The 22,390-nt window shown below is 37.2% G+C and carries 16 protein-coding genes, 2 rRNA genes and 1 other annotated feature (1 of these 19 cut by a window edge); of the genes, 4 read left to right on the top strand and 14 right to left on the bottom strand.

Features of this window, described 5'->3' with window-relative positions; translation table 11 throughout:
- The 4 genes from cysS to ispD all read right to left on the bottom strand — a co-directional run bounded on the left by cysS (position 1) and on the right by ispD (position 4,787).
- Positions 1-1,401 carry a cysteine--tRNA ligase gene (cysS, locus tag DM447_RS00745; protein WP_112179236.1) on the bottom strand — a complete coding sequence of 467 codons (1,401 nt, stop codon included), beginning with the start codon at positions 1,399-1,401 and terminating at the stop codon, positions 1-3.
- On the bottom strand, positions 1,382-2,050 hold the full coding sequence (gene cysE, locus DM447_RS00740) for a serine O-acetyltransferase (RefSeq protein ID WP_112179234.1): 669 nt from the start codon (positions 2,048-2,050) through the stop codon (positions 1,382-1,384). The genes cysS and cysE overlap by 20 nt, the downstream gene beginning before the upstream one ends.
- A gap of 91 nt (positions 2,051-2,141) precedes the next feature.
- Positions 2,142-2,362 (bottom strand) — a binding site (T-box leader).
- A 48-nt stretch (positions 2,363-2,410) separates the two neighbouring features.
- A complete protein-coding gene (gene gltX, locus DM447_RS00735) occupies positions 2,411-3,874 on the bottom strand; it encodes a glutamate--tRNA ligase (protein WP_112179233.1) in 1,464 nt (487 codons plus the stop codon).
- 226 nt (positions 3,875-4,100) lie between these two features.
- Positions 4,101-4,787, bottom strand: a complete 687-nt coding sequence (ispD, locus tag DM447_RS00730) for a 2-C-methyl-D-erythritol 4-phosphate cytidylyltransferase (protein WP_112179231.1) — start codon at positions 4,785-4,787, stop codon at positions 4,101-4,103.
- A gap of 444 nt (positions 4,788-5,231) precedes the next feature.
- Here ispD and DM447_RS00725 point away from each other — a divergent pair, with 444 nt between their 5' ends.
- From DM447_RS00725 to DM447_RS00710, 4 genes are all read left to right on the top strand, one after another.
- Positions 5,232-5,786 carry a glycerol-3-phosphate responsive antiterminator gene (locus DM447_RS00725; RefSeq protein ID WP_112179229.1) on the top strand — a complete coding sequence of 185 codons (555 nt, stop codon included), beginning with the start codon at positions 5,232-5,234 and terminating at the stop codon, positions 5,784-5,786.
- Positions 5,787-5,985: 199 nt separating this feature from the next.
- On the top strand, positions 5,986-6,831 hold the full coding sequence (locus tag DM447_RS00720) for an MIP/aquaporin family protein (protein WP_112179227.1): 846 nt from the start codon (positions 5,986-5,988) through the stop codon (positions 6,829-6,831).
- 11 nt (positions 6,832-6,842) lie between these two features.
- Positions 6,843-8,348, top strand: a complete 1,506-nt coding sequence (gene glpK / locus DM447_RS00715; protein ID WP_112179225.1) for a glycerol kinase GlpK — start codon at positions 6,843-6,845, stop codon at positions 8,346-8,348.
- 219 nt (positions 8,349-8,567) lie between these two features.
- Positions 8,568-10,232 (top strand): glycerol-3-phosphate dehydrogenase/oxidase, encoded by a 1,665-nt coding sequence (locus DM447_RS00710; protein WP_112179223.1) that lies wholly within the window; start codon positions 8,568-8,570, stop codon positions 10,230-10,232.
- A 169-nt stretch (positions 10,233-10,401) separates the two neighbouring features.
- Here DM447_RS00710 and DM447_RS00705 read toward each other — a convergent pair whose 3' ends face one another.
- The 10 genes from DM447_RS00705 to DM447_RS00660 all read right to left on the bottom strand — a co-directional run.
- Positions 10,402-11,511 (bottom strand): PIN/TRAM domain-containing protein, encoded by a 1,110-nt coding sequence (locus DM447_RS00705; protein ID WP_112182607.1) that lies wholly within the window; start codon positions 11,509-11,511, stop codon positions 10,402-10,404.
- Positions 11,512-11,692: 181 nt separating this feature from the next.
- Positions 11,693-13,060 carry a DNA repair protein RadA gene (gene radA / locus DM447_RS00700; RefSeq protein ID WP_112179222.1) on the bottom strand — a complete coding sequence of 456 codons (1,368 nt, stop codon included), beginning with the start codon at positions 13,058-13,060 and terminating at the stop codon, positions 11,693-11,695.
- 172 nt (positions 13,061-13,232) lie between these two features.
- On the bottom strand, positions 13,233-15,662 hold the full coding sequence (gene clpC / locus DM447_RS00695; protein ID WP_112179220.1) for an ATP-dependent protease ATP-binding subunit ClpC: 2,430 nt from the start codon (positions 15,660-15,662) through the stop codon (positions 13,233-13,235).
- A 20-nt stretch (positions 15,663-15,682) separates the two neighbouring features.
- Complete coding sequence (locus tag DM447_RS00690) at positions 15,683-16,747, bottom strand: protein-arginine kinase McsB (RefSeq protein WP_112179219.1); 1,065 nt, start codon at positions 16,745-16,747, stop codon at positions 15,683-15,685.
- Complete coding sequence (locus DM447_RS00685) at positions 16,747-17,301, bottom strand: protein-arginine kinase activator protein McsA (RefSeq protein ID WP_112179217.1); 555 nt, start codon at positions 17,299-17,301, stop codon at positions 16,747-16,749. Before DM447_RS00685 ends, DM447_RS00690 begins: the two co-directional genes overlap by 1 nt.
- A 90-nt stretch (positions 17,302-17,391) precedes the next feature.
- Positions 17,392-17,856, bottom strand: coding sequence for a CtsR family transcriptional regulator (locus tag DM447_RS00680; RefSeq protein ID WP_112179215.1), 465 nt, complete (start codon positions 17,854-17,856; stop codon positions 17,392-17,394).
- A gap of 107 nt (positions 17,857-17,963) precedes the next feature.
- Complete coding sequence (locus DM447_RS00675; RefSeq protein WP_241964544.1) at positions 17,964-18,662, bottom strand: MgtC/SapB family protein; 699 nt, start codon at positions 18,660-18,662, stop codon at positions 17,964-17,966.
- A 222-nt stretch (positions 18,663-18,884) separates the two neighbouring features.
- A complete protein-coding gene (locus DM447_RS00670) occupies positions 18,885-19,730 on the bottom strand; it encodes a DegV family protein (RefSeq protein WP_112179213.1) in 846 nt (281 codons plus the stop codon).
- A 425-nt stretch (positions 19,731-20,155) separates the two neighbouring features.
- Positions 20,156-20,271, bottom strand: a 5S ribosomal RNA gene (rrf, locus tag DM447_RS00665).
- Positions 20,272-20,335: 64 nt separating this feature from the next.
- Positions 20,336-22,390, bottom strand: a 23S ribosomal RNA gene (locus DM447_RS00660); it runs 892 nt beyond the window's last position.

Genomic DNA, 22,390 nt, shown 5'->3' with positions numbered 1-22,390 from the left:
CTATCCTCTCTTCCACCTCGTACCTTGTGGTGTATCCTCTAAGATAATATTTTGAGCCTTCAAATCATCTCGAATTTTATCAGCCAAAGCAAAATCTCGATTTGCTCGAGCTTTTTCACGTTGTTGCATTAATTGGTCTACTTGATCATCCACCAACATTTCCGTTTCGGTTACATTAATGCCCAAAATATCTAACAACAAATCTAGTGCATTTTGAAATGCTTCGATAACGTTTGTTGACGTTTGTTTTGATTGCAAATAAACATTGGCTTCTTTTGTTATATCAAAGATTACAGAAATGGCATTAGCAGTGTTAAAATCATCATTCATCTCTGCAATAAATTGTTCCTTGTACCGCTCTATTTTATCTAACCAAATACTATCGTCATCCGTAAGATCCATACTAGCTTCTTTACGATGCAGTAGGTTTTGATAGGAATTCTTGATTCTATCCAGACTATTTTGAGCCCCTTCTAATAATGCTTCACTAAAATTAATCGGATTTCGATAATGCACACTAAGCATAAAGAAACGTAGTAACTGTGGATCAAATTTCCCAATCAATTCACGCGCTAAAATAAAATTACCTAATGATTTGGACATTTTTTCATGATCTATTGTAATATAGCCATTGTGAATCCAGTAATTCGCAAAGCTCTTACCTGTGGAAGCTTCTGATTGGGCAATTTCATTTTCATGATGAGGAAATGCTAAATCTTGACCGCCTGCATGAATATCAATTGTCTCTCCCAAATACTTCTTTGCCATTGCTGAACATTCGATATGCCAACCCGGTCTACCTTTTCCCCAAGGTGATGCCCATGATATTTCCCCCGGTTTCGCTTGTTTCCATAGCGCAAAATCAATTGGGTCATCTTTCTTTTCTCCTACTTGAATTCTAGCACCCGAACGTAGATCGTCAATCGATTGGTGAGAAAGTTTTCCATAACCATCGAACGCACGCGTTTTAAAATAGACATCACCATCAGCCGCATAAGCAAAGTCCTTCTCAATTAACTCTGCAATCAATGTTATTATTTCATCCATTGATTCGGTTACACGTGGATGGTGTGTTGCCTTTTTAACACCCAAAGCTGCAACATCTTCTTGATAAGCTTCAATAAAGCGTTCAGCTATCTCTGGCACTTCCTCATCTAATTCTTTGGCAGCTTTGATAATTTTATCATCTACATCTGTAAAGTTTAGTACATAATTAACTTCATAACCACTAAACTCTAAATAACGACGTGCAGTATCAAATACAATCGCTGGTCTTGCATTCCCTATATGAATGTAGTTATAAACTGTCGGACCACAGACATACATACTGACCTTTCCAGGCTCTATAGGTTCAAAAACTTCTTTTTTTCGGGTTAACGTATTATACATCCGAATTGTCATTTGATTTCACTCCTTTTAAATTTTCTAACTCATCATGTAAATCTTTTAATTCTTGCTTCATATTATCAATGACTTCCGCAACTGGATCTGGTAATTTATGATGATCCAAATCTCTTCTTATACGCTCTCCATTTTGAACAACAACACGTCCCGGTATCCCTACGACTGTTGAATGATCAGGCACATCTTCTAAGACAACAGAGCCTGCACCTATTTTCGAACTTTCCCCAACAACAATAGAACCTAATACTTTTGCACCCGTAGCTATTAAGGCATTGTCCTTAATTGTAGGATGCCGCTTCCCCTTTTCTTTTCCAGTCCCACCTAATGTAACACCTTGGAAAATTGTAACGTTATCTCCTATTTCACATGTTTCACCAATCACAACTCCCATACCATGATCAATAAAAAAACGTTTGCCTATTTGAGCACCAGGATGAATTTCAATCCCAGTTAGAAAACGGCTAAACTGTGATATCACACGCGCTATAAAGAAGAATTTTTTTCGATAAAACATGTGGGCTACTCGGTGTGACCAGATTGCATGCAAACCCGAATACGTTAAAAAGACCTCTATATATGTACGTGCAGCTGGATCTTGATCAAAGATCACATCCATATCTTTTTTCAGCTGTTTCCATAACCACATAATATCGTTTCCCCCTATGGACAACCACATAATTAAATGGGTTCAATTCTAGTATTTTTCGTACAAAAAAACGCCTCTATGTCTTAATCAACACAGAGACGCTTTACATGCGCGGTCCCACTCTGTTTAGGGAATAAATTCCCTCCACTTAGGCTTTTTTTAACGGTTAAAAACCGCCTTTGTCTACTCGGATTTCGACAAAGGACTCCAAGGTGCATTTCCAAGACGTGTACCTAAAATCACTTTCAGCCAATGGTGATTTTCTCTAAATTAAGTACGGACGTCAGTACTTTTCCTCTTCAACGTTCACTTATTAGTTATACTATATTATATTTTAACACAAAATGGAACTGATACAATCTATAATTGTTCTAATACATTCGTTATTCTAGTTTGGACAACATCATTTCCTAACAAGTATATTGCATTCGGTAATTCTGGACCATGTGCCTGACCAGTTGTTGCAACACGAATCGGCATAAATAAGTTTTTGCCTTTTTGTTTTGTTTCTTTTTGCGTTGCTTTAATCTCTGCTTTAACCGCTTCTGGAGTCAATACATCCACCGCTGACAATTTCTCAGCAAATACACGCAACACTTCAGGAACTTGTTCACCACATAACACATCTTTAGCTTCCTCTGGATATGTAATGCCCGCTTGGAAGAAAAGTTCAGTAAGTTCAACAATTTCTTGTCCATAACTTAATTGCTCTTTGTATAAAGCAATCAACTCAATTGCCCATTCTCTTGTCTCTTCATCCATATCCTCAGGTAATTTACCTGCAGTTATTAAATGCGGTAATGCAAGTTCTACAACACTATCAAGACTGGCAGCTTTAATGTACTGGTTGTTTACCCACTTCAGTTTTTGAGGATCAAATATTGCCGCTGACGTTGATAGGCGATCAGGGTCAAACATTTCAATAAACGCTTCTTGTGTAAAAATTTCTTCTTCCCCAACTGGAGACCAACCTAATAAAGCAATGAAATTAAATAATGCTTCTGGCAAATAACCTAAGTTTTTGTATTGTTCGATAAATTGTAAAATATGCTCATCACGCTTACTTAATTTCTTGCGATTTTCATTTAAAATGAGGGTCATATGACCATATCGCGGCGCTTCCCAACCAAATGCATCAAAAATCATCATTTGTTTTGGTGTATTTGAGATATGCTCTTCACCTCTTAAGACATCTGATATTTCCATCAAATGGTCGTCAATAGCAACAGCAAAATTGTATGTTGGAATACCGTTTTTCTTAACCATTACCCAATCACCAAAGTCACTCGACTCAAACGTGATATTATCTCTTACAATATCTTTAAACGTATATGTTTTACCTTCAGGAACACGAAAACGAATGCTAGGCTGTCTACCTTCTGCTTCAAACTGCTCTATTTGTTCTGCTGTTAAGTTACGATGTTTCCCGGAATATTTGGGTACTTGTCCATTCGCACGTTGTTGTTCGCGCTCTTGCTCTAATTCCTCTTCCGTTACATAACATTTGTATGCAAGACCACGATCCAATAAATCAGCAACATGTGTTTGATATATGTCTAATCGTTCTGTTTGGCGATAAGGTCCATAAGCACCACCGATATCAGCACCCTCATCCCAAGTAACACCAAGCCATTTCAAATAGTTTAATTGACTTTCTTCGCCACCTACAACATTACGCTTCTCATCCGTGTCTTCCGTACGAATAATGAATTTCCCACCTAGATGTTTTGCATATAAATAATTAAATAATGCCGTACGAGCATTACCAATGTGTAAGTTTCCAGTCGGACTTGGTGCATAACGCACGCGTATATCTTTTGTCATCTTTATCTTTCCCCTTTCGTTTCATACCATAATATTAACTATTTTATCATTTTTCAGCATTTTTTGCGTCTATTCCATTTTCCTTTTCGTTTCTATTAATAAAATAACTGCTTGAGCTGCTGAACAAAACCTAACTTTTCCGTTGCAGTTGCTTTTACATTAATTTGGCCTAAATCAGTCCCAAATATACAAGTGATATTCACTCTAATTCTCACAATATGAGATGCTAGTTATTTAGAAAAGCCTCTGCTCTTTTTATATCTTCGGGTGTAGTTAATTTTATGTTCTTATAACTTCCTTCGACTATACATACAGAATAACCTAATCGCTCAACTAAAGATGTGTCATCTGTACCAACAAAACCTGTCTCTTTGGCTTTTTGATGCGCTTCCCAGATCAACTCAAATTGAAAAACCTGTGGCGTTTGTGCTGCCCAAAGTTTGGATCTGTCAAGCGTTGTTAACTGGTCTCCATTCTTTTCTTTAATCGTATCCGTTACTGGAACAGCCAATAATGCAGCACGATTTTCCTTTGCACGTTTTGCTAGCTCATGTAAATATTTCTGTGTCACAAAAGGCCTTGCACCATCATGGATAAAGACAAGAAAATCATTCGTTTCCTGAAACGGGCGAATAGCTAACAAACCATTATAAACACTGTCTTGTCGATGTCTTCCGCCAGTTACCAGCGTAATTGCTGTAGTAAAGGAATAATCCAGAAGGACAGACTGCATTCTTTCTTGCTCATTCTGTTGTGTTACTAATATAATAGCTTCACAGCATGGATCATTTTCAAATATGGTTAACGTATGTATAATTAAAGGCTTATCCATTAGATTTAAAAATTGTTTGTTTTCACCTATGTTCATTCGCTTCCCTATCCCAGCAGCAAGTACAATAGCTACATACTCCATGACTATGTCTCCGTTCTCTTATTACGTATCTTGAACTAACATATATTTTGTTGTTTGATACTATTAAATCGTTCCAAACAAATAAAAAGTGATACCAGATGGTTATCACTTTTTATCATCCCTTATATGTTATACCTTTTTTACTGCGCTTTTTCAAGTAATTTTAGTTTGGCAAAGCATTGGTTTACAGATTCTATCATACTCATATTATAAGAGATTGTTTATATTAAGAAGTAGATAGCAAGCCAGCAAACATTATAGGCAACTAAATTCTATTAACTAGAGCGATTGCTCAGATCTTTCTAACCTAGCGAGATAAGTAGTTAGGTGATTGGAAACAGGGGTATATATAAAAATAAACTATCTTTTTTTCAGAATTAAGTGAGCTTTTGCATATGCTATACTATTTACGATATCTGTTAAAAACGGAAAGGAAGTTACTACATGACTATATCTGACTCAACTATCTTACCTGCTATTCGTGACTTAAAAGATTTAGAAAAAGTGGCCAATTCAAATTACGAGTATGTTGTTTTACTAAATACACATATTGGACAACTGAAAAGTTTAGTTAAAATGCTTCATGATCATGATAAAAAAGTACTGCTTCATGCGGACTTGGTGAAAGGTTTAAAGAGTGATGAATTCGCAGCCCAATTTTTATGCAGGGACATTCGCCCCGAGGGATTAATTTCAACTAGAAAAAATGTTCTGTTAACCGCCAAAAAGGCGAAAATAATTACGATTCAGCGGTTATTTCTACTAGATTCAATTGCATTGGATTCTAGCTATAATATGCTAGATTCGATTCAACCAGATTTAATAGAAGTCCTTCCCGGGATTATTCCACATATTATTAAAGAAATTCATGATAAAACAAATGTGCCAATTATAGCCGGTGGATTGATACGTACAATTGATGAAGTAAATGCTGCATTAGAAGCCGGAGCAACAGCGGTAACGACGTCAAACAGGAACTTATGGGAATTTAATAATTAAACTTTTTAAACAATTAAGTTATTTAATTATCGAAAATCTATTGACACCGCTTTCAACATCTGTTTGAATGAACCTTAAGTTAATAAATTTTTCGTGGAGACTAAGGAGACCAACGGAAATGCACCTAAAGGCGATACGTCTAGGGTGGATTCTGTTGGTCTTATTTGGTCTCCTAAAATTTGTTTGGGAGGGAATTGACATGTCACCAGTTTTAGCTGAATTTTTAGGAACAATGATGTTAATCATTTTCGGGGGAGGTGTTGTTGCAGGTGTTGTTTTAAAAGGCACAAAGGCAGAAGGAAGCGGATGGATTGTTATAACATTTGCATGGGGCCTCGGTGTAGCAATGTCGGTCTATATGATAGGAGGAGTTAGTGGAGGTCACATTAATCCGGCAGTAACTATAGGTCTTGCCATGATTGGAGACTTTGCTTGGAGTAGTGTACCAGGTTATATCGCAGCCCAAATTAGTGGAGCATTTGTAGGCGCATCTCTTGTTTTCGCTATGTATTATCCGCATTTTAAAAACACGGAGGATAAGGGAGCAAAACTTGGTGTGTTCGCAACAGGCCCAGCAATTGACCATTCTCCTTCTAATTACTTCACTGAAGTTCTTGGAACATTTGTATTATTGTTTGGAATTCTAGCATTAGGTGCTAATGACGTAACGGCTGGACTAGATCCATTATTGACTGGTTTCTTGATCGTTGTTATCGGGATGTCGTTGGGTGGAACAACAGGTTATGCTATTAACCCAGCTCGTGACCTTGGACCTCGTATCGCTCACGCAATTCTCCCAATCCATAATAAAGGCGATAGTGGATGGGCATATTCTTGGGTTCCAATTGCAGGGCCAATCATCGGAGGATCTCTAGGAACATTAAGTTATGTAGCTTTGTTTAATGGTACGATAAATGCAGGTCTTTGGATTTTCATAGCATTATTCTTTATCGTTCTAGGTATTTCATTCAAAGCTAAAAAAGAAGAAGTTACGTCAACAAGTGTTGATGAGACAATTCATAATCCAAAACAAAAACAGGCATAGGGGGATTTATTATGGAAAAGAAATATGTACTTGCATTAGATCAAGGAACAACAAGCTCAAGGGCAATTTTATTTAACAAAGGTGGTAAAATTGTCGATAGTGCTCAAAAGGAATTCAGACAAATTTTTCCACATCCAGGTTGGGTAGAACATAATCCAAACGAAATTTGGTCATCGATCTTAGGGGTTATTGCTGAAGTTCTAAACAATCAAAATATTTCACCAAAAGAGATTGCTTCGATCGGAATTACGAATCAACGTGAAACGACGGTCGTTTGGGATAAAGAAACTGGAAGACCTATTTATAACGCACTTGTTTGGCAATCCCGTCAAACAGATCCAATTTGTGAAGAGTTACGAAGAAAAGGATACAGCGAGCTTTTCACAGATAAAACAGGACTCCTAATTGATGCATATTTTTCTGGAACTAAAGTTAAGTGGCTTTTAGATAACGTTGAAGGAGCAAGAGAAAAAGCCGAAGATGGAAAACTATTATTTGGAACAATTGATACGTGGTTAATCTGGAAGCTTTCGGGTGGGAAAGCCCACGTTACTGACTATACGAATGCTTCCAGGACGTTAATGTATAATATTTATGAATTAAAATGGGATGAAGAATTATTAGATATTTTAGGTGTACCAAAGTGCATGCTTCCAGAAGTTAGACCTTCATCAGAAGAATACGCTAAAACAATTGATTACCACTTCTTTGGTGAAGAAGTTCCAATTTCCGGCGCAGCAGGAGATCAGCACGCGGCATTGTTTGGTCAAGCATGTTTTGAAAAAGGAATGGCGAAGAACACATACGGTACTGGTTGTTTCATGTTAATGAACACAGGAACAGAAGCAGTTAAGTCGAAACATGGGTTATTAACAACAATCGCGTGGGGCATAGACGGAAAAGTAGAATATGCTCTTGAGGGAAGTATCTTCGTCGCTGGTTCAGCGGTTCAATGGCTAAGAGACGGTTTGAGAATGCTGAGGTCTGCATCTGAAACAGAAAACTATGCATCGAAAGTGGAATCAACAGATGGCGTTTATATGGTCCCTGCGTTTGTTGGTTTGGGGACACCTTATTGGGATAGTGAAGTTCGTGGCGCAATTTTCGGACTTACACGTGGCACTGAAAAAGAACACTTTATTAGAGCAACTCTGGAATCATTAGCATATCAAACAAGAGATGTTCTTGAAGCAATGGTGGCTGACTCAGAAATTGATGTTAAAGCGCTTCGTGTAGATGGTGGAGCTGTAGCAAATAATTTCTTAATGCAATTCCAAAGCGACATTATGAATGTACCAGTTGATCGTCCTGAAATTCAAGAAACGACAGCTTTAGGCGCTGCTTATCTTGCCGGTCTAGCAGTTGGATTCTGGGATAATAAAGAGGAGATTGCAGAACAGTGGCACATTGACCGCACGTTCACACCTGATATGGAAGAATCCGTTAGAGAAGACTTATACGATGGCTGGAAAACAGCTGTTGAAGCAACAATGAAATTCAAGAAAAAGAAAAAGTGATATTAAGCTAATTTGTTATAAAAGTATGTAATCTATGATATAATTAGTTTAAATTAATAAAAAGGTCCGGAGATGGAGAGACCACATCACTTGAGCATAGAAGATACTCTTTTATGTAAGGGTTGTTGTGGTCTCTTTTTTTCGATACATGATAAATCTCCGAAAGACTGAGTTTCTTATTTATATAAGTTAACAAACTACTAGAAGGGATGTTTTTATATGGTTAAACCTTTTTCAACGATGCAACGTGAAACCTATTTGCAAAAAATGAAAGAAACAGAACTCGATATTCTTGTTATTGGCGGGGGAATAACTGGAGCTGGCATTGCTCTAGACGCAACAATAAGAGGCTTATCAACAGGATTAGTGGAAATGCAAGATTTTGCTGCCGGAACATCTAGTCGTTCAACTAAATTAGTTCATGGCGGGTTGCGTTATTTAAAGCAGTTTGAATTTAAAATTGTTGCTGAAGTAGGTAAAGAAAGAGCAATTGTTTACGAAAACGCTCCACATGTGACAAGTCCCGAATGGATGTTGCTGCCAATAATCCAAGGTGGAACATTTGGTAAGGCTTCCACTTCATTAGGCTTGAAAGTTTATGACTTTTTAGCAGGGGTAAAGCGCAGCGAACGGCGAAAAATGTTGAGTAAGAAAGAAACAATGAAGAGAGAGCCTTTGCTAGGAGAGAAGAAATTAAAAGGTGGCGGAGTTTACGTAGAGTATAAAACAGATGATGCTAGGCTAACGCTTGAAGTTTTAAAAGAAGCCGTATTTAGAGGAACGCAAGCAATCAATTATACAAAAGCCGAATCACTTATCTATGAAAATGGAAAAGTTGTAGGAGCAAAAGTGAAAGATCTTGTATCAGGAGACGTTTACGATATTCATGCTAAAAAGGTTATCAATGCAGCAGGGCCTTGGGTAGACGAACTAAGAGAGAAAGATCATTCTAAAAAAGGAAAATACCTTCACTTAACGAAGGGCGTTCATATTGTCATAGATCAAACTCGATTCCCCCTAAAACAAGCAGTTTATTTTGACACGGAAGATGATGGCCGGATGATGTTTGCTATTCCAAGAGCTGGCAAGACCTATGTTGGAACAACGGATACGCATTATTTAGAAGATGTTGCTTCTCCACACATGACAGAAAAAGACATGGATTATATCATTGATGCTACAAACTATATGTTTCCATCGGTTAAATTAAATCGTGAAGATGTAGAATCTAGTTGGAGCGGTCTTCGCCCACTAATTCACGAAGAAGGAAAAAGTGCTTCTGAGATTTCTAGAAAAGATGAGATTTTTGAATCTGACAGTGGATTGCTTTCTATTGCCGGAGGTAAATTAACTGGTTATCGAAAAATGGCAGAAAGAATTGTTGATATTGCAGGACGTGAATTAGGTAATAAAGTAAAATGCAAAACAGAAAAAGTCATCTTGTCAGGCGGAGATGTAGGTGGATCGTCTAATCTGGATACATTTATTAGAGAATGGACAGAGAAAGGAGAGAAGCTAGGTTTAACGGAAGTAGAAGCGAAAAGACTATCAAATCTTTATGGTTCGAACGTGAAGCGCGTTTATGAAATTATTGACACACAAGGAAATGAAAGTGTCCATTACGATTTACCTGTTCATGTCTTTGCCTCTCTCGTATATGGCATAGAAGAGGAAATGGTTGTATCACCAATTGACTTTTTCAATAGACGTACGAGTGCATTGTTCTTTGACATTGATTATGTTCGACAATGGAAAACAGGAGTCATTAAGTATATGAACGATCGTTTCCATTGGTCAGAAGATCAATTGAATCAACATATTGAGTTATTGGAAGAAGAAATTCATTATGCAACAAAACCTGTTGAAACACGTAAAAAAAATTAATGTAAGACTCTTTAAACTTGGCACATAATAAGAATAACTAATGATTTAACATATATAAAAAAACAGAAGTCTTTCAAAGACTTCTGTTTTTTATGTCAGGCGATTAAATTATTTAAACAGATAAAAAGTGATAACGGGTAGTTATCACTTTTTATCACCTTTATATTTTTTACTGCGCTTTTTCAAGTAATTTTGGTTTAGCAAATATCATTCGTCCAGCGGAGGTCTGCAGAACACTTGTAATTAAAACTTCAATTGTTCTACCGATATAATCTCTGCCTTCTTCAACAACAATCATTGTACCATCATCTAAATAAGCTACACCTTGATTTTGTTCCTTACCATCTTTAATTACTTGAACCGTTAATTCTTCACCCGGTAAAACAACTGGTTTTACCGCATTTGCAAGATCATTAATATTCAATACTTGCACATTTTGAAACTCACAAACTTTATTGAGATTAAAGTCATTTGTAACGACAATACCATTAATCACTTTTGCTAACTTAACTAATTTACTGTCTACCTCTTGAATTTCTTCAAAATCACCATCATACATTTCCACATTAACCGGTAAGTCTTTTTGCATTCGATTCAATACATCTAAGCCTCTGCGACCACGATTACGTTTTAATGCATCAGAAGAATCAGCAATATGTTGTAATTCTTCCAAGACAAAGTGGGGAATAATAACTGTCCCTTCTAAGAAACTAGTTTGACATATATCTGCGATTCTTCCATCAATAATTACACTCGTATCTAATATTTTTGATTTCGGCATAATAGAAGCTGGATCTTCTTCGACCTTTTCTAGCTTTTGATCCTTTTCTTTTCTAGCAATTGTTAAAATATTTACAAATTCATCTCTTCTTTTAAAACCAACTTGAAACCCTAAATAACCAAGTAAAACCATAACAAAGAGCGGGATCACCTGTGATACTACAAGTATATTTATATCTTGTATAGGTTGGTTTATAATATACGCTATTACGAGTCCAATAATTAAACCCAAACTACCAAAAAACAAATCCGCTACTGGTGCTTTTAATAAAGTCTCTTCTAAATACTGTACAAAATTAACAATATAATCGACAAACCAAAATGTTAATAAGTAGAGAATAATAGCTCCTAAAACTAAGCCAACATATGGCGCAATAAATTCAGAACCTATCCAACTATCATTCAAAAACTCAATAACTCTAACCAAATCTGGAATATATAAATATCCCGCGGTACCACCAGCAATAATTATAAATAATTGCACTATTCTTTTTAGCACCATGGTCACCTCCTATCACATAGTATTTCCTAATTTTTAAAATATATTCGTATATAAAGACAAAAGTTTATTTATTAAACTATCACAACTTACATATAAAGTCAAATGATAAACTTTAAATATTAACACAAGTGGAACATAAAGTCAATTCCTGTTATTACTTAGCTACCCATGTCGAAAGTTATTCATTTAAAGTGATTTTTAATGCCTCTTGAACTGAGTTTACGCCGATAACTTCTATCGATGTTGGAACTGTCCAACCTTCTAAATTCCTTGCAGGTATAATCGCTCGCTTAAAACCTAATTTCGCAGCTTCTTGAACACGCTGATCAATTCTTGAAACACGTCTAATCTCTCCTGTTAAACCTACCTCGCCAATTAAGACATCATCTGGCTTGGATGTCTTATCCTTAAAACTTGATGCAATACTAACAGCTATCGCTAAATCAATTGCTGGTTCATCCAACTTAACACCACCAGCTACCTTGACATATGCATCTTGATTTTGCATTAATAAGCCTACTCTTTTTTCTAATACCGCCATTAGCAGTGGGACCCGATTATGATCAATACCCGTCGCCATTCTCCTCGCTTGCCCAAAACTTGTTGGTGATATTAATGATTGGATTTCTACTAATATAGGTCTTGTTCCTTCCATTGATGCTACAACAGTAGAACCTGCAACACCTTGTGAACGTTCTTCTAAAAATATCTCAGATGGGTTTAATACTTCTCGCAAACCCTCTTCCTTCATTTCAAAAATACCAATTTCATTTGTACTACCAAATCGATTCTTTACACCACGCAGAATCCGAAACGTATGATGTCTTTCACCTTCAAAGTATAAAACCGCATCAACCATATGTTCTAACATTCTTGGTCCCGCTATTGCTCCCTCTTTTGTTACATGACCAACTATAAATATAGGTATATGTTTCGTCTTGGCAATGCGCATTAATTCACTTGTGCATTCTCTTACCTGCGTAACACTTCCTGGTGCACTAGTTACTTCTTCTTTAAAAATTGTTTGAATAGAATCAATAACAATAAAAGCAGGGTCTAATTGTTCAATCTGATTATTAATAAGTTGTAAGTTTGTTTCAGCTAAAACGAATAACTGTTCCGATTTAACATTTAATCGATCTGCACGTAATTTTGTTTGCCTTGTTGATTCTTCTCCAGAAATATACAAAACGCGTAATTGTTTTCTTGCTAATTGCTCTGATACTTGTAATAGTAATGTAGATTTACCAATTCCCGGATCTCCACCAATTAAAACAAGTGAACCTGCCACAATACCGCCACCTAACACCCGATTTAATTCCGGCATATCCGTGGTTATTCTCGTTTCTTCATTTGATTGAATAGCCGTGATACTTTCTGGTTTGATATTAGATACTTGCCCAATCCCGGTATGTTTAGAAACTGCATTCGTCGTTACTTCTTCATTTAATGTGTTCCAGTTATTACAACTTGGGCACTTACCCATCCACTTTGGCGCTTCATATCCACACTCTTCACATACAAATTTAGTTTTAACTTTGGCCATTACCTAATCGCCCCTTACCTTATGTATATAGTATATACGAAATGAGTTACTTAAAAGTTACATGCATATTAATATTTTGTGTAAAAAAAAAGGAATCAACTTAAACAAGTAAAAATCGGAAGAGTAAACTCTTCCGATTTTTACAATTTATTTAGGATTGTCTTCTGCATTTTTAGCTTAAAACAGCAAAATCTCCCTTTTCATTTAAACCTATCTTTATCTTACGACCTTTTTGAATGGTATCTTTTAACAAGGCCTCTGACATTAGATCTTCTACATTTTTCTGTATAGCTCTACGCAATGGTCTCGCACCGTATTCCGGATCGAAACCTTCTTTAGCAATTTTCTCAATTGCTTCTTCTGATAGATCAAAATCTATTTCTTGGTCTAATAAACGTTTTTGAAGTTGTTTTACCATTAAGGTCACAATTTCCTTCATATGTTTCTTCTCTAATGAATGAAAGACAATAGTCTCATCAATTCTATTTAAAAACTCTGGACGGAATGCCTTTTTCAATTCCTCCATTACTTTTACTTTCATATCTTTATAGTCTGCTTCTTCATCACCAAAACTAAAGCCAACGTATTTGTTTTGTTTTAGTTCACTTGCACCAACATTGGAGGTCATAATTAGCACCGTGTTACGAAAGTCAATTAAACGTCCTTTTGAGTCAGTTAAACGTCCATCCTCTAGCACTTGTAATAATATATTAAAAACTTCGGGATGTGCCTTTTCGATCTCATCCAATAAGACAACAGAATATGGTTTTCTTCTTACCTTTTCTGTTAATTGGCCACCTTCTTCATAACCAACATATCCTGGAGGTGAACCAACTAAACGAGATGTTGTATGTTTTTCCATATACTCTGACATATCTATACGAATCATTGCATCTTCATCACCAAACATTGATTCTGCTAGTGCACGTGCTAATTCTGTTTTACCCACACCCGTTGGACCTAGGAATATAAATGACCCAATTGGACGTTTAGGATCCTTTAAACCTGCACGGGCACGACGAATCGCTTTAGAAACAGCATCTACTGCTTCCCCTTGGCCGATAATACGATCATGTAAAATATGTTCTAAGTTTAGTAACCGTTCACTCTCATCTTTTGTTAATGCAGCAACAGGAACACCAGTCCATGTAGATACAATACTAGCAATATCTTCTACAGTTACTTCAGAGCTTTCTTGTCCTTGCTTTTCTTTCCATTTTTCTTTCGTTGTTTCTACTTCTTCTCGCAATCTTTGCTCACTATCACGTAGAGAAGCTGCTTTCTCAAACTCTTGGCTCTGTACTGCAGCATCTTTTTCTTTTCTAACTTCTTCTAGGTCCTGCTCCAATTCCTTCAAGTTTGGTGGAGCAGTGTAGGAACGTAAACGCACTTTTGAACCTGCTTCATCAATTAAATCAATCGCTTTATCCGGTAGGAAACGGTCTGTTATATAACGATTTGAAAGGTTTGCTGCAGCTTCAATTGCTTCATCAGTTATCGTAACACGATGATGTGCCTCGTAACGATCTCGTAAGCCTTTTAAGATTAAAATAGATTCTTCTAGCGTCGGTTCTTCCACTCTGATTGGTTGGAATCTACGTTCTAACGCTGCATCTTTTTCAATGTATTTACGATATTCATCTATAGTTGTTGCGCCAATACATTGTAATTCACCTCTAGCAAGAGATGGTTTTAGTATATTTGATGCGTCGATTGCACCTTCAGCACCACCTGCACCAATTAACGTATGCAATTCATCAATAAACAGAATTACATTACCAGCTTGACGAATCTCTTCCATAACTTTTTTTAAACGGTCTTCAAATTCTCCACGATATTTTGTGCCAGCCACAACAGTACCCATATCCAACGTCATTACACGCTTATCACGTAACATTTCAGGTATTTCATTGTTGACAACTTGCTGTGCTAGACCTTCAGCTACAGCCGTCTTACCGACACCTGGTTCCCCAATCAATACGGGATTATTCTTTGTACGACGACTTAACACTTGAATCACACGTTCGATTTCTTTTTCACGACCGATAACTGGATCAATATTTCCCTCTTTTGCTATTGCAGTTAAATCACGTGCTAACGAATCTAGTGTTGGTGTGTTTGCAGCTGTTGCCTGTCCATTTCTTCCTTGGTTCTTTCTTGCTGTTTCATTACTTCCAAGCAATTGTAATACTTGCTGGCGAGCTTTATTTAGACTAACACCAATATTATTTAATACACGCGCTGCCACACCTTCACCTTCACGTATCAAACCTAAGAGTATATGCTCTGTACCTACATACGAATGACCAAGTTTACGTGCTTCATCCATTGAAAGTTCTATTACCTTTTTAGCCCTAGGTGTATAGTGAATTGTTTGAGATACTTTTTCACCTTTACCTATTAAATTCTCAACTTCTTGTTGGATTTTTTCAGTTTCTAAACCTAAGCTTGTTAGTGCTTTAGCAGCAATACCTTCACCTTCATTTATTAAACCTAGTAAAATATGTTCTGTTCCAATATTGTTATGCCCTAATCTTACTGCTTCCTCTTGTGAAAGTGCCAATACCTTTTGCGCTCTTTCTGTAAATCGTCCAAACATCATTTGGTATTCCTCCTACCAGATCAATTTTCTGAATTTAATCGTTCTCTAATAATTGAAGCTCGTCGTATATCTCTTTCACTAGCTGTTAATGTTTCTTTTGCATTTTGTTGTAAAAAACCTGGTTGAGTTAGAATCATTAATTCATTCAATATCGTTTTTGAAATATTATTTATATAACCTACATCAATTCCAAGCCTTAAATCTGATAAACAGGTAGCGGCTTCTTTTGATTCTAAAATCCTGCTATACTTTAATATTCCATAAGATCTAAAAACACGATCTTCTAATCGTAATTCAGATTGTTCAACTAACAACAGTCTTGCATGTCTTTCTTGTTCGATCAATTTCTCAACGACACTTTGCAAGTCTTCAATAATATCTAATTCTGATCTTCCCAATGTAACTTGGTTAGAAATCTGAACAATATTTCCTACAGCTTCACTACCCTCACCATATATACCCCTTACCACTAAACCTAGCTGGTTAATCGCAGGAATCATCTTACTCATTTTTTGAGTAAGGGTTAGAGCAGGTAGATGCATCATAACTGAAGCTCTCATGCCTGTTCCGACATTGGTAGGACAGCTTGTTAAATATCCTCTCGTTTCTTCAAAAGCATAATCAATTTTTTCTTCTAACCAATCATCAAAAAGAAAGGCTTGTGTTAAAGCATTTTCTAATTGCAGCCCTGGAAAGTATAGTTGCATTCTGATATGGTCTTCCTCATTTATCATTACGGAAACCTGTTCATTTTCTGATATCAACACACCACTATTTTTCGCTTTTTCAGCAAGTTGAGGACTAATTAAATGTTTTTCAACTAAGACTCGCTTCTCAACAGGCCTTAATTCTTCCATCCCAATAAATTGCAAGTCTTGATATTTATCAAATGACTGTTCGTGATAATTATTCTTCATTAAGGAAACAACAGGTGCCAACTCTTGTTCTTTAGCAATAATAGGAAATGGATATTGTTCAAAATTTCTCGCTAAACGAATACGAGTACTCATGACAATATCATTATCTGGTCCTTCTTCTTTCATCCACGGACTAATTGCTTCATTTATAAATGGTTGCAAAGACATTATTCATCACCGCCATCCTTATACTCCTCGGTATCCCACTGTTTCTTTTCTAAATCCTTTATCTTATCACGCATTTTCGCAGCTTCCTCAAAAGCTTCCGTTTGGATCAATTGTTGTAATTCTTCTTTATAACCCTGTATTAAGCGTTTTTGCTTTAGGTCAGTGCCTCTTCTTTTTGGTATCTTACCATCATGTGTAGTATTTCCACTATGTACACGACGGAAAATAGGATTTAAATTGTCTGCAAAAGTATAATAACAACTAGAACATCCGAACTTACCTAGTTGTGTAAACTGATGATATGTCATTCCACACTTTGGACATATTAAAGCACCATTTTCTTCTTGACTGTGTTTGTGTTCCTTAGAGAAAGAAGAGTCAAAATTGAATAAACCAGATAACAAATCATGAATAGAATAAGCATATTCATCATGAGAAATATATCCTTTTTCTTTTGCGCAACGTTCACATACATGTATTTCTGTTTTATTTTCATTTACTACCTTTGTTAAATGGAGTGTAGCCGGCCTTTCTTGACATTCTTCACATTTCATCCTCATGGTCCCTCCCTATCAGAGACAGAAGTTATTATTGTTCTTTTAATATACTATGTGACTCTTTTAAAATCTATTTCTCTAGAAGTTCTACATTTCATATTTTATAGAGGCTAACATAGCAGTCATAATTCTTGCCCTAATTTCATCCCGTATAGGTAATTGAAATGCAAGTGTATCACGAGTTAAGGCACTAATCATTATTTTTGCTTCTCTTTTAGTAATCAGTTTTTCTTCTAACATTCGTTCTAATATATCAATGGCAGCATGTTGCGTAACAGTAGGTTGAACCATATCAATGATTTCATCAAGTAGTTTTGTCTTATCATCAATTGTAAGACGTGTAATACGTATATAGCCGCCTCCACCACGTTTACTCTCAACTAAATACCCTCTTTCCACTGTGAAACGAGTATTGATTACATAGTTGATTTGAGAAGGCACACACTCGAATTGATCAGCCACTTCACTGCGTTTAATTTCAATAATGTTTTTATTATTGCCTAGAATAATTTGTTTTAAATACGCTTCAATCACATCTGAAATATTTCGCATTTGCCTCCTCCTCATAACTGACTTTGACTATCTTTGACTATACCTTCATTATACGCTACTTCGAAATTCTTGCAAACAAAATGACTAAACAAATTAATCAGCTAAAATCAGTCTAACTCATTCACTTGTTTCACTTGCTTTAAGTCCATTAATTGATGATATAATTCTGTTTTATCCAAGGTCTCATTACTCTCCATCTCTATTATAATCATTCGATCTGATTCATCATCTTTTTCCATTTCTAGTTTACGAATAATTACATCGAATTGTTCAACTTTAGCTAGTAATTCACGAATCTGCATATGTTGATTAACTAGAATTTGAAAAGAGATAAAGTTTCTTTTTTTTGAGATCTTCTTTTCAAAGTTATTTAAGAATATTAGACTTAATAAAATTATTATCGTCGTAAGTATAGCAACTTTATACATGCCAATCCCAATAACTAAACCCAATGCTGCAACGGCCCATATGGAAGCGGCGGTTGTTAATCCACGAATTGTTCTTCCACTTACAATAATTGTGCCTGCACCGAGAAAACCGATACCACTTATTACGTAAGAAGGGATTCTTGCTGGGTCAAACTGGACAACGTCTCCATACTTTTCAAAATATGTATCAAAACCATAGAGTGATAGTAGCATCATTAAACAGGAACTAATTCCAACAAGAATATGCGTTCTAAATCCCGCAGAATGATTGTTAATTTCTCTTTCCAGACCAATTAGTCCTGATAGTATTAGAGCTACAATAATTCTCGAACTCATCAACACAAACTCTTCATCAAATAAATTTTGTATAATTTCCATATCGCACCGTTATAACAACGGCTTGCCCCCTTTGTTTCTATCTTATTTATAGATATCTTTTTATTTAGTATAACTTATTTTCAAAATCCAAGCGCCCAACTATTCTATTCTTTTTTTACCCGTTTTATGATTTACTTAAAAAGTTATCTGAATTTTTACTTTTTTATAAAAGTAAAAATTAAAGTAGATACCAATTAGGTACCTACTCTTAACCATTAAAAATCACTTTTCCTTTAACCAAGAAATTGACATTGTACCATGACCTGCATGTACCCCTGCCACCGGCACTAATGTTTCAACTTGAATTTTAATTTCTTCATGTATATTTTCTAATTCTTCTTTCCATTTTAGCGCCTTTTCCTTCATACCTGCATGCATAATGCACATTTCTTTAAATTGATTTTCTTTAATTGCCTCATCAATAATTTGAAAGATTCGATTCTTAGACTTCTTCTTCGTTCTAATCTTTTCCTCCACCAATATTTTTCCATTATAAAATCTTAATAGTAAGTTAATATGCAGTAAATTAGCAAAAATTGTTTGTGTTGTGCTTACTCTTCCACTTCGTTTTAATTGTTCAAAACTTTCTGGAAGTAAGTACATTTCAGCCTTTTCAGGATATGTCTTTAATATCTTAACAATCTCTTGATGATCCTTACCTTCTGATTCAAATTGAATTCCATTTCTAATCATTTTCCCTAATGCATAGGAACCAATTTTTGAATCAATAACTTCAACCGGGAAGTCAAACATCTCTGATGCTGTGACAGAACTTTGATACGTTCCAGTTAACTCACTAGAAGCATGAATCGCAATACCTATCTCATATTCATCTTTTAACTTTTTATATAATTCAACAAATTCCCCATAAGGTGGCTGACTTGTTTTAGCACCTTCTCCGTGTTCTTGCAATAAGTCATAGATTTCATCTTTACTAATATCTATATCTTCACGGTATGAGATGTTATTTATGTTTACAATCATCGGTAGTACATGGATGTTATGTTCATCAATGAATTCCTGTGATAAACCACACGTACTGTCAGTGATCCATGCAATTTTTTTCATTATAAATATCCCCTTTAAAATACAATTTGTCAAAAAATTAATATTTGATCTTAGTATCTACTAATAAGATACCATAAAACACACCTAAATGAAAAGTGAAAACCTACTTTTTTGGCAATTGACCTAAAATATCTGTCACATTTATTATCTAATTAAATTATACGATTAGCGTTAATAATTAGCGTGATTTTATTCAATATTTTATTATAAAAAAAGTGAAAATAAAATTAATGTATATTTAATTAAATATTAGCTAATTACGTTTACTTATTTATTATTAAAAAGAAAAACTTGAAGTGGAACGTTGCTACAACTAAATAATTTTACGCTCATCTGCGATATTAACCTTTTATGTAAAGCATAGATTGAATAGAATCAAAACAAAAAAACATCTATTACAATGAAGTAATAGATGTTTTATAGTTGCTTAGCGACGTCCTACTCTCGCAGGGGCAAAGCCCCAACTACCATGAGCGCTGAAGAGCTTAACTGCTGTGTTCGGCATGGGAACAGGTGTGACCTCTTCGCTATTGTCACTAAACCATTTTGAAGATAGTGTACCTTCAAAACTAGATAAGAATTACAACAAGACAACATATAGTATTATAGTTAAGTCCTCGATCTATTAGTATTCGTCAGCTACACGTGTCACCACGCTTCCACCTCGAACCTATCAACCTCATCGTCTCTGAGGGATCTTACTCTAAAAAGATGAGAAGTCTCATCTTGAGGGGGGCTTCATGCTTAGATGCTTTCAGCACTTATCCCTTCCACACGTAGCTACCCAGCGATGCTCTTGGCAGAACAACTGGTACACCAGCGGTGTGTCCATCCCGGTCCTCTCGTACTAAGGACAGCTCCTCTCAAACTTCTTGCGCCCACGACGGATAGGGACCGAACTGTCTCACGACGTTCTGAACCCAGCTCGCGTACCGCTTTAATGGGCGAACAGCCCAACCCTTGGGACCGACTACAGCCCCAGGATGCGATGAGCCGACATCGAGGTGCCAAACCTCCCCGTCGATGTGGACTCTTGGGGGAGATAAGCCTGTTATCCCCGGGGTAGCTTTTATCCGTTGAGCGACGGCCCTTCCATACGGTACCGCCGGATCACTAAGCCCGACTTTCGTCCCTGCTCGACTTGTAGGTCTCGCAGTCAAGCTCCCTTCTGCCTTTACACTCTTCGAATGATTTCCAACCATTCTGAGGGAACCTTTGGGCGCCTCCGTTACTCTTTAGGAGGCGACCGCCCCAGTCAAACTGCCCACCTGACACTGTCTCCGAACCGGATCACGGTTCTGGGTTAGAAGGTCAACACAGCCAGGGTGGTATCCCACGGGCGCCTCGACGTAAGCTAGCGCTCACGCTTCAACGGCTCCCACCTATCCTGTACAAGCTGTGCCGACATTCAATATCAGGCTACAGTAAAGCTCCACGGGGTCTTTCCGTCCTGTCGCGGGTAATGCGCATCTTCACGCATCGTATAATTTCACCGGGTCTCTCGTTGAGACAGTGCCCAAGTCGTTGCACCTTTCGTGCGGGTCGGAACTTACCCGACAAGGAATTTCGCTACCTTAGGACCGTTATAGTTACGGCCGCCGTTTACTGGGGCTTCGGTTCAGCGCTTCGCCCGAAAGCTAACGCATCCCCTTAACCTTCCAGCACCGGGCAGGTGTCAGCCCCTATACTTCGCCTTACGGCTTCGCAGAGACCTGTGTTTTTGCTAAACAGTCGCTTGGGCCTTTTCACTGCGGCTTCTCGCAAAAGAAGCACCCCTTCTCCCGAAGTTACGGGGTCATTTTGCCGAGTTCCTTAACGAGAGTTCTCCCGATCACCTTAGAATTCTCTTCTCGCCTACCTGTGTCGGTTTACGGTACGGGCACCTCTTTCCTCACTAGAGGCTTTTCTTGGCAGTGTGAAATCCGGAACTTCGGTACTTAAGTTCCCTCCCCATCACAGCTCAACCTTACATTGGACGGATTTACCTATCCAACAGCCTCACTGCTTGGGCGCGCATAACCAGCAGCGCGCTTTCCATATCCTACTGCGTCCCCCCGTTGTTCAAACGGAAAGGAGGTGGTACAGGAATATCAACCTGTTGTCCATCGCCTACGCCTTTCGGCCTCGGCTTAGGTCCCGACTAACCCTGAGCGGACGAGCCTTCCTCAGGAAACCTTGGGCTTTCGGTGAAGAAGATTCTCACTTCTTTTTCGCTACTCATACCGGCATTCTCACTTCTAAGCGCTCCACCAGTCCTCACGGTCTGACTTCGCTGCACTTAGAACGCTCTCCTACCAATCCAAGAAGTGCAATACTTCTTGGAATCCGTAGCTTCGGTGATACGTTTAGCCCCGGTACATTTTCGGCGCAGCGTCACTCGACCAGTGAGCTATTACGCACTCTTTAAATGATGGCTGCTTCTGAGCCAACATCCTGGTTGTCTATGCAACGCCACATCCTTTTCCACTTAACGTATACTTTGGGACCTTAGCTGACGGTCTGGGCTGTTTCCCTTTCGACTATGAACCTTATCACCCATAGTCTGACTCCCAAGGCAATATGATTGGCATTCGGAGTTTGACTGAATTCGGTAACCCGGTAAGGGCCCCTAGTCCAATCAGTGCTCTACCTCCAACATACGTTCCTTGAGGCTAGCCCTA

It is taken from the genome of Paraliobacillus zengyii (genome assembly GCF_003268595.1).
GTDB classification, from domain to species: domain Bacteria; phylum Bacillota; class Bacilli; order Bacillales; family Amphibacillaceae; genus Paraliobacillus_A; species Paraliobacillus_A zengyii.
The sequence above is the reverse complement of the archived record's forward strand: the minus strand, read 5'-3'. Positions and strand labels throughout refer to the sequence as shown.

Bases quoted from the DNA above. Each gene is read 5' to 3' on its own strand.
- radA (WP_112179222.1), bottom strand. From the start codon at position 13,060: ATGGCCAAAGTTAAAACTAAATTTGTATGTGAAGAGTGTGGATATGAA.
- DM447_RS00670 (WP_112179213.1), bottom strand. From the start codon at position 19,730: ATGAAAAAAATTGCATGGATCACTGACAGTACGTGTGGTTTATCACAG.
- cysS (WP_112179236.1), bottom strand. From the start codon at position 1,401: ATGACAATTCGGATGTATAATACGTTAACCCGAAAAAAAGAAGTTTTT.
- DM447_RS00680 (WP_112179215.1), bottom strand. From the start codon at position 17,856: ATGCGAAATATTTCAGATGTGATTGAAGCGTATTTAAAACAAATTATT.
- gltX (WP_112179233.1), bottom strand. From the start codon at position 3,874: ATGACAAAAGATATACGCGTGCGTTATGCACCAAGTCCGACTGGAAAC.
- DM447_RS00675 (WP_241964544.1), bottom strand. From the start codon at position 18,662: ATGGAAATTATACAAAATTTATTTGATGAAGAGTTTGTGTTGATGAGT.
- glpK (WP_112179225.1), top strand. From the start codon at position 6,843: ATGGAAAAGAAATATGTACTTGCATTAGATCAAGGAACAACAAGCTCA.
- DM447_RS00725 (WP_112179229.1), top strand. From the start codon at position 5,232: ATGACTATATCTGACTCAACTATCTTACCTGCTATTCGTGACTTAAAA.
- ispD (WP_112179231.1), bottom strand. From the start codon at position 4,787: ATGGAGTATGTAGCTATTGTACTTGCTGCTGGGATAGGGAAGCGAATG.
- DM447_RS00710 (WP_112179223.1), top strand. From the start codon at position 8,568: ATGGTTAAACCTTTTTCAACGATGCAACGTGAAACCTATTTGCAAAAA.
- cysE (WP_112179234.1), bottom strand. From the start codon at position 2,050: ATGTGGTTATGGAAACAGCTGAAAAAAGATATGGATGTGATCTTTGAT.
- clpC (WP_112179220.1), bottom strand. From the start codon at position 15,662: ATGATGTTTGGACGATTTACAGAAAGAGCGCAAAAGGTATTGGCACTT.
- DM447_RS00685 (WP_112179217.1), bottom strand. From the start codon at position 17,301: ATGAAATGTGAAGAATGTCAAGAAAGGCCGGCTACACTCCATTTAACA.
- DM447_RS00720 (WP_112179227.1), top strand. From the start codon at position 5,986: ATGTCACCAGTTTTAGCTGAATTTTTAGGAACAATGATGTTAATCATT.
- DM447_RS00690 (WP_112179219.1), bottom strand. From the start codon at position 16,747: ATGTCTTTGCAACCATTTATAAATGAAGCAATTAGTCCGTGGATGAAA.